General features: G+C 65.0%; 12 protein-coding genes. 6 read left to right on the forward strand and 6 right to left on the reverse strand.

The annotated features are described in order from the left end of the window. Positions 1 to 16: 16 nt before the first annotated feature. From ACVWYP_RS05325 to ACVWYP_RS05335, 3 genes are all read right to left on the reverse strand, one after another. On the reverse strand, positions 17 to 835 hold the full coding sequence (locus tag ACVWYP_RS05325) for an outer membrane lipoprotein carrier protein LolA (RefSeq protein ID WP_028342013.1): 819 nt from the start codon (positions 833 to 835) through the stop codon (positions 17 to 19). A gap of 100 nt (positions 836 to 935) precedes the next feature. Further along, entirely contained in the window at positions 936 to 3,416 is a 2,481-nt protein-coding gene (locus ACVWYP_RS05330) for a DNA translocase FtsK (protein ID WP_304497990.1), read from the reverse strand. A 16-nt stretch (positions 3,417 to 3,432) separates the two neighbouring features. Beyond that, complete coding sequence (locus ACVWYP_RS05335) at positions 3,433 to 4,659, reverse strand: aminotransferase class I/II-fold pyridoxal phosphate-dependent enzyme (protein ID WP_304497991.1); 1,227 nt, start codon at positions 4,657 to 4,659, stop codon at positions 3,433 to 3,435. Between the two features lie 240 nt (positions 4,660 to 4,899). Between ACVWYP_RS05335 and ACVWYP_RS05340 the strand changes: the two genes are divergently transcribed. Further along, positions 4,900 to 5,217: an NUDIX domain-containing protein gene (locus tag ACVWYP_RS05340; RefSeq protein WP_456684299.1), complete on the forward strand. Its 318-nt coding sequence runs from the start codon at positions 4,900 to 4,902 to the stop codon at positions 5,215 to 5,217. Then, entirely contained in the window at positions 5,141 to 5,314 is a 174-nt protein-coding gene (locus ACVWYP_RS05345; protein ID WP_456684318.1) for a hypothetical protein, read from the forward strand. Before ACVWYP_RS05340 ends, ACVWYP_RS05345 begins: the two co-directional genes overlap by 77 nt. Before the next feature lie 268 nt (positions 5,315 to 5,582). On the opposite strand, the gene ACVWYP_RS05350 is transcribed toward ACVWYP_RS05345, so the two are convergent. The 3 genes from ACVWYP_RS05350 to ACVWYP_RS05360 form a co-directional block, all read right to left on the reverse strand. After that, entirely contained in the window at positions 5,583 to 5,987 is a 405-nt protein-coding gene (locus ACVWYP_RS05350; protein ID WP_304497993.1) for a GFA family protein, read from the reverse strand. A 230-nt stretch (positions 5,988 to 6,217) separates the two neighbouring features. After that, positions 6,218 to 7,666 carry an ammonium transporter gene (locus ACVWYP_RS05355; protein ID WP_028342017.1) on the reverse strand — a complete coding sequence of 483 codons (1,449 nt, stop codon included), beginning with the start codon at positions 7,664 to 7,666 and terminating at the stop codon, positions 6,218 to 6,220. 40 nt (positions 7,667 to 7,706) lie between these two features. Then, positions 7,707 to 8,045, reverse strand: coding sequence for a P-II family nitrogen regulator (locus ACVWYP_RS05360; protein WP_026192063.1), 339 nt, complete (start codon positions 8,043 to 8,045; stop codon positions 7,707 to 7,709). A gap of 684 nt (positions 8,046 to 8,729) precedes the next feature. Here ACVWYP_RS05360 and ACVWYP_RS05365 point away from each other — a divergent pair. Genes ACVWYP_RS05365 through ACVWYP_RS05380 form a run of 4 tightly spaced genes read left to right on the forward strand, consistent with a single transcriptional unit; the run spans position 8,730 to position 12,124 of the window. Then, positions 8,730 to 8,975, forward strand: a complete 246-nt coding sequence (locus ACVWYP_RS05365; protein WP_304497994.1) for an acyl carrier protein — start codon at positions 8,730 to 8,732, stop codon at positions 8,973 to 8,975. A 4-nt stretch (positions 8,976 to 8,979) separates the two neighbouring features. Continuing rightward, positions 8,980 to 10,182: an acyl-CoA dehydrogenase family protein gene (locus tag ACVWYP_RS05370; RefSeq protein ID WP_304497995.1), complete on the forward strand. Its 1,203-nt coding sequence runs from the start codon at positions 8,980 to 8,982 to the stop codon at positions 10,180 to 10,182. Between the two features lies 1 nt (position 10,183). Then, complete coding sequence (locus ACVWYP_RS05375) at positions 10,184 to 11,107, forward strand: amino acid--[acyl-carrier-protein] ligase (protein WP_304497996.1); 924 nt, start codon at positions 10,184 to 10,186, stop codon at positions 11,105 to 11,107. A gap of 15 nt (positions 11,108 to 11,122) precedes the next feature. Then, positions 11,123 to 12,124: a DUF1839 family protein gene (locus ACVWYP_RS05380; protein ID WP_304497997.1), complete on the forward strand. Its 1,002-nt coding sequence runs from the start codon at positions 11,123 to 11,125 to the stop codon at positions 12,122 to 12,124. Positions 12,125 to 12,129 lie beyond the last annotated feature (5 nt).

Raw genomic sequence — 12,129 nt, forward strand, 5'->3', positions numbered from 1 at the left:
TCCTACGGCATCGCGATCAGCCCGGCGAGGTGCCGGGATAGGTCGTGAAGTCGATCTTGAACAGCGCCGGATCGGGCTTCTGCGTCGCGTCGAGATTGTAGACCGCAACGGTCGTGTCGTAGCCCTGCGGGTCGGTGACGGTCCACTGCTTGAGCTTGCCGTCCTTGGCGCCGATCATCAGCAGGAAGCGGCTGGTGCCGACCAGCGCCTGCTTCTCCTCGATCGTGATGCTGACGAACACGTCGTCGGCGGTGACGCTGATGACGTTGGTGTCCTTCATCAGGTCGATGCGATCCGACAGCAGATAGCGCAGCGGGGTCTGCGACAGCGGATAGACGTCCTGGGTGGCGAGCCTGCGGTCGCGCACCGCGACCGAGGAACCGTCCGCGATCACCTCGATCGGGCTCGGATCGTCATATTCGAAGCGCAGCTTGCCGGGCTTCTGGATGTAGAAATCGCCCTTGGTCTTGGTGCCGTCGGGGCCGACCTGGACGAAATTTCCGACCAGTGTTTGCAGCGACGAGAGGTAGGCCGAGACCTTGGCGGCCTGCGCCTTCTGGTTGGCGTCGAAGGTCTGGAAGATGTTGGCGGGCACGTTGCGGCGCGGATCGGGAATCACCGGGTTCGGCGGTGCCTGGGTGGCGCCGGTCGTCGTCGGGCCCTTGTCCGCATTGGTCTGCGCGCCGGCGTCCTTCTTTGGCGCAGCCTTGGCTCCAGCGCTGGGTGCGGGCTTCGGCGGCGGCGCATTCTGCGCAGTCGCAGCGCCGGCGATCGCGGCGGTGACGAGAAGAGCCAGCGCGGTGCGCGTGCCGCGGTCAATGAGGTGTTTTGCCATCAGATATGTCAGGTCTCTGTTCGACGCTCGTCCCGCTGCGCCGGATTTTATCCCGCCTCTTCCGAGGGAGATATGGTTTTTCCGTGATGATCGCCCCCGATCAGAACTGGCCTTCTTCCTCCCCGACCAGGATTTCGCGCTTTCCGGCGTGATTCGCCGGACCGACGATGCCCTCAAGTTCCATCCGCTCCATCAGCGAGGCGGCGCGGTTATAGCCGATCTGCAGCCGGCGCTGAATGTAGGAGGTCGACGCCTTGCGGTCGCGCTTGACGATCGCAACCGCCTGCGTGAACAGATCGCCGCCGCCGTCGCCGCCCATGCCGGTGGCATCGAACACGGCGCCGTCCTCGTCGGTCGGCTCTTCCGCGGTGACGGCTTCGAGATATTCCGGTGCGCCTTGCGTCTTGAGGTGACGCACGACCTTCTCGACTTCCTCGTCGGAGGCGAACGGCCCGTGCACGCGGCTGATGCGGCCGCCGCCCGCCATGTAGAGCATGTCGCCCTGGCCGAGCAGCTGCTCGGCGCCCATCTCGCCAAGGATGGTGCGGCTGTCGATCTTCGACGTCACCTGGAAGGCGATCCGGGTCGGGAAGTTCGCCTTGATAGTGCCGGTGATGACGTCGACCGACGGACGCTGCGTGGCGAGGATGACATGCAGGCCGGCGGCGCGTGCCATCTGTGCGAGGCGCTGCACCGCGCCTTCGATATCCTTGCCGGCGACCATCATCAGGTCGGCCATCTCGTCGACGATGATGACGATGTAGGGCAGCGGCTCGAGGTCGAGCTTCTCTTCCTCGTAGATCGCCTTGCCGCTCTCTTTGTCGAAGCCGGTGTGCACGGTGCGCGTCAGCTCTTCGCCCTTGGCCTTGGCTTCGACCAGGCGCGCATTGTAGCCGTCGATGTTGCGCACGCCGAGCTTGGCCATCCGCTTGTAGCGCTCTTCCATCTCGCGCACGGCCCATTTCAGCGCCACCACCGCCTTCTTCGGATCGGTGACGACGGGCGTCAGCAAATGCGGGATACCGTCATAGACGGAGAGTTCGAGCATCTTCGGATCCACCATGATCAGGCGGCACTGATCCGGCCGCAGCCGGTAGACCAGGCTCAGGATCATGGTGTTGATCGCGACCGATTTGCCGGAGCCGGTGGTGCCGGCGATCAGCATATGCGGCGTGCGCGCCAGATCGATGATGACGGGATCGCCGCCGATCGTCTTGCCGAGGCACAGCGGCAGCTTCGCAACCGAATCGATGCTTTCCTTGGCGACCAGAAGCTCGCGCAGATAGACCTTCTCGCGATGCGCGTTCGGCAGCTCGATGCCGATCGCGTTGCGGCCGGCAACCACGGCGACGCGGGCCGACAGCGCGCTCATCGAGCGCGCGATGTCGTCGGACAACCCGATCACGCGCGACGACTTGATGCCGGGCGCCGGCTCGAGCTCGTACAGTGTGACCACCGGGCCGGGATTGGCCTTGACGATCTCGCCGCGCACGCCGAAGTCCTGCAGCACGCCTTCGAGCGCGCGCGAATTGGTTTCGAGCTCGGCCTTGCTCAGCGGCTGGCGATCGCTGGCTTTCGGCGCACTGAGCACGGAGACCGAGGGCAGCTCGAACTTGTCGGAATTCTTCTTCTTCGGCTTCGGCTCGGCCTTCTTGCGCGGGGCGCGGGCGGCGGGAGCTTCGTCCTCCTCGTCCTCCTCTTCCTCATCGTCGTCGAAAGCTTCAGCTTCGTCCTCATCATGGTCTTCATGCGCGGGCGCGATCGAGGGCGCCGAGCGGCCGCCGCCGATATTCGGCTCCTGGCGCTCGAACGCAGCGCTGCGGCCCTGGGCTCCGCTTGAGACCAGCGATCTGTAGGCGGTGGTCAGCAGCCAGCCGAGCCGCGCTTTCGCGCTCATCAGCGCATGGAACAGCCAGCCCAGCGAAACCGAGCTGCGGTCGTTGTCTTCTTCCTCGACGAACGGCTCGTCATCGTCAGATATCGGCGTCAGCTCGTCGTCCTGCTCCTTGGCGCCCCAGCCGCAGGCGAACAGGAAGCTTGCCGTCATTGCGACGACCAGGATCGAGCCGAGCACGACGCGATAGATGAAGCCGGGCGGGCCGAACACGACGGCCGGCGCACGCAGCAGCGCGTCGCCGACCACGCCGCCGAGCCCGGTCGGCAGCGGCCATGCGGTGTTGTGCGGCCAGCAGCTGGCGAAGCCCGCCGCGATCACCGTGCACAGGATCCAGCAGCCGAGCCGCAGCGCCTCGCGGTCGAACGGGCGATGCGTCAGCATCCGCCAGCCCCACACCGCGACCGGCAGCACCAGCATGATGGCGCCGAGGCCGAGGATCTGCATCAACAGGTCGGCGCCGATCGCGCCGGGATAGCCGAGCACGTTGCGGATCGCGCGCGAGGTGGCGTGGCTCAGCGACGGATCCTGCACCGACCAGGTCATCAGCGCCGCCGTGATGGCGCCGGACAGCGCGATCAGGCCGAGCCCGGTGAGTTCGCGCAGCCGTCGCGCCAGCGCCTCGCGGAGCGAGAGCGGCAGATGGCCGACCAGGGGGATGACACGTTCGATCGCTGGCATACTCAATCTTCGCGCTTCGCGATTAACCCAGGGTTTCGACCAGGCGATGCATCGCCTCGGCCGTCGATTCACTGTCGGAGACGAGCGCAAGGCGGATATAGCCCGCGCCCGGATTGGAACCGTCGTTCTGCTGGCGCGCCAGATAGCTGCCGGGAATCACGCGCACGCCGGCGTCGCGATAGAGCCTGACCGCCGCCGCCTCGTCGCCGCCGCGCCCGGAGACGTCGAGCCAGACGCAGAAGCCGCCGGCGGGACGCTTGTAGCCGTAGCGGTTGCCGAGGATCTGGTCGGCGAAATCGAACTTGATGCGATAGAGCCTGCGGTTCTCCTCGACATGCGCCTCGTCGCTATAGGCGGCGACCGCGACATGCTGCAGCGGCACCGGCACCTGCGGCGCGGCGACATTGCGCAGCTCGTGGAATGCGGCCAGAAACTTCCTGTCGCCCGCGGCGAAGCCGACGCGCATGCCCGGCAGGTTCGAGCGCTTCGACAGCGACTGGAACGCCACCACATTGCTGAAGTCGGGACCGGCGCATTCGAGAATGCTGCCCGGCGCCTCGCGGGTGTAGATCTCCGAGTAGCACTCGTCGCTCAGGATGATGAAGCCGAAGCGATCGGCGAGCTCTTTCAGCCGCGTGAAATAAGCGCGCGAGGCGACCGAGCCCTGCGGATTGGCGGGCGAGGCGATGAAGAACGCGACGGTACGCGCCAGCGTCGCTTCGTCGATCGAATCAAGGTCGGGCAGGAAGCCGTTGCCGAGCGTGGTCGGCAGGTAGATCTGCTCGCAGCCGGCCGCGCGGGCGCCGGCGCCATAGGCCGGATAGAACGGGTTCGGCATCAGGATCGCCGGCCGGCCCTTGCGTGGCGCGACATAGCGCGAGGCTGAGATCGCGGCAAAGAACAGCCCTTCGCGGCTGCCGTTCAGCACCATCACCTCGCTCTCCGGATCGACCGGCCGCGGCAATTGGAACCGGCTCGACAGCCAGGTCGCGACGGCGCGGCGGAACGGCTCGATCCCCTTCGCGATCGGGTACCGGCCGAATTCGGCGGTATGTTTTGCCAGCACTGGCCCGACGAAATCGGGCACCGGGTGCTGCGGCTCGCCTAATGACAGCGTAATCAAGGGCTTGGCAGGCTGATAGGGCGCCAGCAGCTCGGTCGTGCGCAAGAAAGGGGAACGCTCGGCCTGGCCGGCGGATGCGACATCGCCGGCGCCCTGCGCCAAGCCGGATGAGGCGGTCATTGCCATGATTGAAATGCCAGCACTTTCACTGCGGTCGGAGGGTAGGGGGCGCCGACCGTAAACCGATCAAGTCACCATAGATAGGGCGAGGTTAAGACGCGATTAACCATCGGCGGCGCGGCACGATCGGCCGGCGCGTGATATCAGCGCTCACGCCAGAAAGCCGTATCGAAATTGCTCCGAGACATGATCCACCGCCGCGCCGTCCGGGCGCTCATCATCACCGGCGAGCGCGAAGTCCTGCTGATGCGGATTCGCCCGCCGCACGGCGGCGACTGCTTCTGGATCGCGCCGGGCGGCGGCGTCGAGGGTGACGAGACGGCGGAAGCGACCCTGCAGCGGGAACTGGCGGAGGAATTGGGGCTGGTCGATTTCGCCCACGGCCCCCGCCGTCTGGCGGCGTCATCACACCTTCAACTGGGGCGGCCGGCGGATCTCTCAAAAGGAAGAGTACCGGATCGTGCGCGCCGATCGCTTCGCGCCCGTGATGGCCGACGAGGCCGAGGCAAAGGTGCTCGATTGCTTCCGCTGGTGGCCGATCGCCGATCTGTCCAGCGCGAGTGAGCGCCTGACGCCGCTGTCGCTCGCCGACATCCTCGATCGCTATTTGCGCGACGGCGCACTGAGCGAGCTGCCGGACGAGGAAGTTTTGATCGACTGACGAGGCGCGATGGCATGACCCACAACTCGTCATGCCCGGGCTTGACCCGGGCATCCATCAATCCAGCAGCATCGTAGCCCGGATGAAGCGAAGCGAAATCCGGGGCCGCTTCGTCCGTGGATAGGCCAGACCCGGATTGCGCTGCGCTCCATCCGGGCTACGCACGCTAGGCCAGAGTCTTGCGAAGCGGGATGGATGGCCGGGTCAAGCCCGGCCATGACGATTCCAACTTGCCGCTCCATCCGGACTACGACCCGATGCGGGGCGACTACCGCGCCGGCAGCTTCTCGAACGACGGCTTGCCTTCGGGCAGATGGTGGAAGGTCTGCTTGTCGCAGGTGTAGATCGTCATCTGCGGGGTGAACACCGAGGGGTCGTCGAAGGTGCCGACCTTCAGGATGGTGGCGGGCAGGCCCGGCACCTTGGTCACGAGATGCGTGCCGCATTCCGGGCAGAACTCGCGCGTCACGGCGCGGTCGAGATCCTTGCGGGTGAACTGCTTGGGCTCGCTGGCGGTGTATTTGAAGCCGGTGGTCGGCATCGCCATGAACATGTTCGGTCCGCCGCCCGTGATGTACTGGCATTCCCGGCACAGGCATTGCGCCGCCATCATCGGCTCGCCCTCGGCCTCATAGCGCACCTTGCCGCAATAGCATCTGCCCTGCACCTTCATGACGTCCTCCCGTTTTCGTTGTTTGTAGCCTGCCATTCCACAATGGCAGGCAATTCCGACAATATTTTCTCAAGCCGCAGAAAAAAGAAAGGGGCCCCAGCTTGCGCTGGAGCCCCTCAACGGCCCGGACATTGCCGGGTATGTGTCCGGACCGTAGTTCTGGGAACGACCGCTTGGGGAGGCCGCGCCCCGGGAGAACCCAAATTAACGACCCTCAAGGGCCGTTAATTTTACATGTTGTAGGCGCGCTCCGTGTGCTCGGTGATGTCGAGGCCTTCACGCTCGGTCTCGACGTTGGCGCGCAGGCCGACGATCACGTCGACGATCTTGTAGAGGATCGCCGAACCGATGCCCGACCACACCAGCGTGGTGCCGACACCCCAAACCTGCGAGATCATCTGCGCCGCGAAGTCGTAGTCGGCGACCTTCGGCGGGATCGCGGTGTAGTCGATGATGCCTGCACCGCCGAGCGCCGGGTTGACCAGGATGCCGGTGCCGAGCGCGCCGACGATGCCGCCGACGCAGTGAACGCCGAACACGTCGAGCGAGTCGTCATACCCGAGCGCGTTCTTCACGACCGTGCAGAAGAACAGGCAGACCACGCCGACCACGAGGCCGAGTACGATGGCGCCCATCGGACCGGCATAGCCGGCCGCCGGGGTCACCGCGACGAGGCCCGCGACCGCGCCCGACAGCGCGCCGAGCAGCGAGGGATGGCCCTTGATGATCCATTCCGCGAACATCCAGGACAGCGCCGCCGCGGCGGTCGCCACGAAGGAGTTGGTCATGGCGAGCGCAGCGCCGCCATTGGCTTCGAGGTTGGAGCCGGCGTTGAAGCCGAACCAGCCGACCCAGAGCAGCGAGGCGCCGATCATGGTCATGGTCAGCGAGTGCGGAGCCATCAGCTCCTTGCCATAACCGGTCCGCTTGCCGATCAGCAGCGCGCCGACCAGGCCGGCGATACCCGCGTTGATGTGCACGACGGTGCCGCCCGCGAAGTCGATCGCACCCTTCTTGAAGATCCAGCCGGCATCGGCGTTGATCTCGTCGAGCTTGGCCTGCGCCGCGGTCTTGGCCGCGCCGTCAGCCGCGGCGGCGAGCGCCTTGGCGGCATCCTGGATCGCGTCCGGACCCGGCCAGTACCAGACCATGTGCGCGATCGGGAAATAGATCAGGGTGACCCAGAGCGGGATGAACAGTGCGATCGCCGCGAACTTCATGCGTTCGGCGAAGGCGCCGACGATGAGGGCCGGCGTGATCGCCGCGAAGGTCATCTGGAAGCACATATAGATGAGCTCCGAGATGTTGGCGTCGACCGAGAAGGTCGCCGCCTTCGAGTCTGGCGTGACGCCCATCAGGAAGGCCTTGGAGAAGCCGCCGATGAAGTCGGAACCGCCGGTGAAGGCGAGGCTGTAGCCGTAGAGGGCCCAGAGCACGGTGACGAGGCAGACCGTGTAGAACACCTGCGCCAGCACCGAGAGCATGTTCTTGGAGCGGACCAGGCCGCCATAGAACAGCGCGAGGCCCGGGATGGTCATCAGCAGCACCAGCACCGTCGAGGTCAGCATCCAGGCGTTGTCGCCCTTGTTGACGGTCGGCTCGGCGTAGGCGGCGGTCGCGGCGAACAGGCCGACTGCAAGGGCCGCCAGTCCCGCGCCGTAGGGACGCTTGAACGTCATGTTATTTCACTCCTGAGGTCTTAAGGTTTGAGCGCGAAAGTCAGAGGGCCGCGGCATCGGCCTCGCCGGTGCGGATGCGCACGGCGTGATCGAGGCTGATGACGAAGATCTTGCCGTCGCCGATCTGACCGGTCTTGGCGGCGGAGGTGATGGCGTCGATGGTCTTGTCGACCTGATCGGAATTGACCGCGACCTCGATCTTGATCTTGGGCAGGAAGCTCACGGCATATTCGGCACCGCGATAGATTTCCGTGTGGCCTTTCTGGCGGCCGTAGCCTTTGACTTCCGTCACCGTGAGACCATGAACGCCAATGGCGGTCAGGGCGTCACGGACCTCTTCGAGCTTGAATGGCTTAATGATCGCCATAACAATTTTCATGAGTCCTATCCCCGCTTGGGCCCGGTGCGAATGAACACCGGGAGTTTCGACTGAGGTTCACCACGCGGAGGACATCCACTACGCGGGCACAGCCTGGACCCTTAGAATCAAATGCCGTGCCAAACGGCCGGAGTTCGCTAATGGATTATGAATCCGGACCTTTTCCCGCTTTGCGGGAGGGAGTTGCCCCTGCGCTATTCCGCCGCGCCTAAAATATGGTCAGGCCTGTCTAGAACGCAGGCACGGCCAACTCCGGACACAATTCTGCTCAGCCGCGGTGCAGGAGACGGTATCCAGACACAGCTGCCAGGCTGTCCCGCAGCCTGCGACCACCCTCTCGATCGGGCCGCCGATTCGCGAGCCTGCCGGACGGATTGCGCCGAGAGAATTTGCCGTTGGGCTTCATCGGCTTGCCTGAATTCCCGCCCCCGGGACGTGACCTGCGCCGAGATCCCGAAGGCAAGCGAAGCCAGTGGCGGGCATCATCGCCGCGCCGTTCTGCGCGACGCGGACCAGGGCCGTATGCGGCAAGCGCACCAAGACGGTACAAGTCCCGCACTTTCGGCAGTGTTCGTTACGGATCGTTAGCTGTCTGTAGCATTGTAGTTCCGGCGTTAACGCCGCCGTTGCCGTCGTTGCGCTATTGCCGCCGCATAAGAACTTCAATGACAGGTGGGGCAACCAATGATTGATCGTATCCGCGCGCTGCTCGAGCAGCAGCCGATGATTTCGCTGGATTTCAACACGATCACCGACGACACGAATCTCTATGACGCAGGGCTGACATCCTTCGCCACGGTGCAGGTGATGCTGGCGCTTGAGGAAGAGTTCAACATCGAATTTCCCGAAGCGATGCTCACGCGACGGACCTTCTCGTCGCTCTCCAACGTCGCGGACGCCGTTTCACGGCTGACACAGCAGGCGGCGTAACACCATGAGCGTGGTGAGAATGATAGAGCCGGTGCCGGCCTCTGCCGACACGCCGGCCGAGCGCATGCGTCGGGTCGCCAAGATCGCCGCGCAGCAGGTCGACGCGGTCGACCGCGAGGGCCGTTTTCCGGCCGACACCATCGAAGCATTGAAGCGCGAGCGCCTGCTCGGCGTCGCGATCCCCGTCGAGCATGGCGGGGAGGGATTGGGCACGATGGAGATCGCGGATCTCATCGTCCAGCTCGCCCAGGCGTGCGGCTCGAGCGCCATGATCTACGCCATGCATCAGATCAAGACGTCGAGCTTCGTCAGCCACGGCGGCGCCAGCGACTGGCATCTGGCCTATATGCGTCGCATTGCGGCTGAGCAGTTGCTGATGGCCTCCGCGACCACGGAAGCCGGCATCGGCGGCAATTTGCGCAATTCGATCTGTGCGGTTGAAATGGCAGACGGCCGTTTCTCGCTGACCAAGGAAGCGACCGTCATTTCCTACGGCCGCCATGCCGACGCAATTCTCGCCACGGCGCGGCGCGCTCCGGACGCCGCAAGCTCTGATCAGGTGATGGTTGTCATTCCCGCAGACCTGAACCGTACGCTGGAGCGCACCTCCGTATGGGACACGCTCGGAATGCGCGGCACCTGTTCGGACGGTTTCCATCTTGTCGCGCACGGTGACGCGGCGCAGATCTTCCCCAAGCCGTTCTCGGAGATCGCGGCGCAGTCGATGCTGGCGAGCTCGCATATCTTCTGGGGCGCGACCTGGTTCGGTATCGCCACCGACGCCTTCAATCGCGCGCAAGCGTTCGTCAAGGCTGCGGCGCGCAAGCAGGCGGATGGAAGTCTCCCGCCGGGCGCGCTACGGCTCGCCGAAGCGGCCGCCCTGCTTCAGGAGATGAAGGGTCATCTCACGGCGGCCATTCACCGCTTCGATGCGGCCAAGGGCAATGACGACGCGCTCTCCTCGATCGGCTTCACCGCCGAGATCAACGCGCTGAAGGTCGCTGCGAGCGAGAAGGCTGGGGCGATCGTGCGGCTCGCCATGCTGGTCAACGGCATCGTCGGCTACAAGAACGGCACGCCGTTCAGCGTCGGCAGACACCTGCGCGATGTGAGCTCAGCGCCGCTGATGATTTCGAACGACCGTATTCTTTCCAACACCGCGACGCTCCTGCTGATGAGCCGCTTTGACACCAGCCTGAGAGGTTGAGATGGACGCCAAGACGTTCGATGCCACGAGCCTGCTCGACACCCTGTTCGACAAGAGCATCCTGTTCAAGACCGGAGTGGACGGGCTTTATGGCCGCTCCGGCGTTTTCGAAGAGGTGATCGAGCGCTTTGAGCGGCTCGTGACGCGCATCGGAGCGCCGGACAAGGCAACCCGCATCCACTTCCCGCCGGGCATGAGTCGCGCCACGCTTGAAGGCAGTGGCTATATGAAAAGCTTCCCGCAGCTTGCAGGCTGCGTGCATTCCTTCATGGGCGGCGAGCGCGAGCATGCGCAGCTTCTCGGCATGATGGCCGCGGGAGAGGACTGGACCGAACTGCAGCAGGCGACGAACGTGGTGCTGACGCCGGCCGCCTGCTACCCGCTCTATCCGACCGTTGCCGCGCGCGGTCCGGTGCCCGACGATGGTGTCCTGTTCGAGCTTTCCTCCTATTGCTTCCGCCACGAGCCTTCCAAGGATCCGGCGCGCATGCAGCTGTTCCGCATGCGCGAATTCGTCCGCATCGGGACGGCCGAGCAGGTGTGCGCCTTCCGCGAAAGCTGGCTGGAGCGCGGCAAGGCGATGATCGAATCCCTCGACCTGCCGTGCGAAGTTGACCTCGCCAACGATCCGTTCTTCGGCCGCGGCGGCAAGATGATGGCCAACAACCAGCGCGACGAAGGACTCAAGTTCGAGCTGCTGATCCCGGTGACCAGTATCGAGAAACCGACGGCCTGCTTGTCCTTCAACTACCATCGCGACCATTTCGGCCAGACCTGGGGCCTGAAGTTCGCGGATGGCAGCCTGTGCCACTCGGCCTGCGTCGGCTTCGGGCTGGAGCGCGTGGCGCTCGCGCTGTTCCGCCATCACGGCCCTGACGTCGAGGCCTGGCCGGCTTCCGTGCGCGAGACGCTTTGGAGCAACTGATTTGGGGCAACTGAAATGAAGAGCGCCATCGCCGGGCTCGATCCGGCCGCCCACAAGCCGCACGGGTTGCACGATCCGGAGCGGCGATGGCCGCAGACCAACTGCTATGTCGATCTGCTGATCGAGGTGATGCATGCGACCGGGAATGACCCGGTCGCGGCGCTCGGCTTCACCGTCGCGCAGGATTTCGAAGGCGACCAGTTCACGTTCTTCAAATTCCCGACGGCCGACCTGCAGCGATTGGCCGGCCTGGATATCCAGGAACTGTCCGTGTTCGATCGCCTGGAGACGCATGTTCTCAATCAGATCGAGCGCGGGCGGCTACCGCTGGTCGAGGTCGATGCCTTCCATCTGCCCGACACCAAGGGCATCACCTATCGCACCGGCCATTCCAAGACGACGGTCGGCATCAACGTGCTCGTTCCCGGGCGCCGCCACATGGCGTACTTCCACAACGACGGCTACTTTGCGCTGGACGGCGAGGACTACGACGGCATTTTCGGACAGCGCGACGGCGCGCCGGCCGGCGGCCTGCCGCTGTTTCCTTACGCCGAGTTCGTCAAATTCGACGCCACGCGCCCTTCGCGCGATCCGGTCGGTGCGGCTACCGAGATCCTCGCGCAGCATCTGCGGCGGAGGCCGAAGCGCAATCCGCTCGACGCTTACGCGGCCGTGTTCGGCGGCCATGCCGAGGTGCTGGCCGGCCGGTCACCGGAGTATTTTCACGTCTACGCCTTCAACACGTTGCGGCAGGTGGGCGCCAATTTCGAACTCCTCTCCAGTCATCTGGAATGGCTGGGACGGCACGGCGAGACCAGTCTCGCTGAGGCGATCGAAGCCGCCGCGGCGATCGCCGAGGGCGCCAAGGTCATGCAATTCAAGCTCGCCCGCGCCATGGCCCGGCATCGGTTCGATGGGCTCGCGGACGGCATCGGGCCGATGGCCAAGGCCTGGCAAACGGTGATGGACGCGCTGGACGGTCGTATGACGGATCTCGCCAGTAAGGCAGCAGCATAGGACTG

The sequence above is a fragment of the Bradyrhizobium sp. USDA 3262 genome (genome assembly GCF_054060035.1).

What these genes read in the sequence shown, in the direction of transcription:
- ACVWYP_RS05365 (WP_304497994.1), top strand. Translation starts at nt 8,730, where the DNA reads ATGATTGATCGTATCCGCGCGCTGCTCGAGCAGCAGCCGATGATTTCG.
- ACVWYP_RS05335 (WP_304497991.1), bottom strand. Translation starts at nt 4,659, where the DNA reads ATGGCAATGACCGCCTCATCCGGCTTGGCGCAGGGCGCCGGCGATGTC.
- ACVWYP_RS05375 (WP_304497996.1), top strand. Translation starts at nt 10,184, where the DNA reads ATGGACGCCAAGACGTTCGATGCCACGAGCCTGCTCGACACCCTGTTC.
- ACVWYP_RS05345 (WP_456684318.1), top strand. Translation starts at nt 5,141, where the DNA reads ATGGCCGACGAGGCCGAGGCAAAGGTGCTCGATTGCTTCCGCTGGTGG.
- ACVWYP_RS05325 (WP_028342013.1), bottom strand. Translation starts at nt 835, where the DNA reads ATGGCAAAACACCTCATTGACCGCGGCACGCGCACCGCGCTGGCTCTT.
- ACVWYP_RS05340 (WP_456684299.1), top strand. Translation starts at nt 4,900, where the DNA reads ATGCGGATTCGCCCGCCGCACGGCGGCGACTGCTTCTGGATCGCGCCG.
- ACVWYP_RS05355 (WP_028342017.1), bottom strand. Translation starts at nt 7,666, where the DNA reads ATGACGTTCAAGCGTCCCTACGGCGCGGGACTGGCGGCCCTTGCAGTC.
- ACVWYP_RS05380 (WP_304497997.1), top strand. Translation starts at nt 11,123, where the DNA reads ATGAAGAGCGCCATCGCCGGGCTCGATCCGGCCGCCCACAAGCCGCAC.
- ACVWYP_RS05350 (WP_304497993.1), bottom strand. Translation starts at nt 5,987, where the DNA reads ATGAAGGTGCAGGGCAGATGCTATTGCGGCAAGGTGCGCTATGAGGCC.
- ACVWYP_RS05360 (WP_026192063.1), bottom strand. Translation starts at nt 8,045, where the DNA reads ATGAAAATTGTTATGGCGATCATTAAGCCATTCAAGCTCGAAGAGGTC.
- ACVWYP_RS05370 (WP_304497995.1), top strand. Translation starts at nt 8,980, where the DNA reads ATGAGCGTGGTGAGAATGATAGAGCCGGTGCCGGCCTCTGCCGACACG.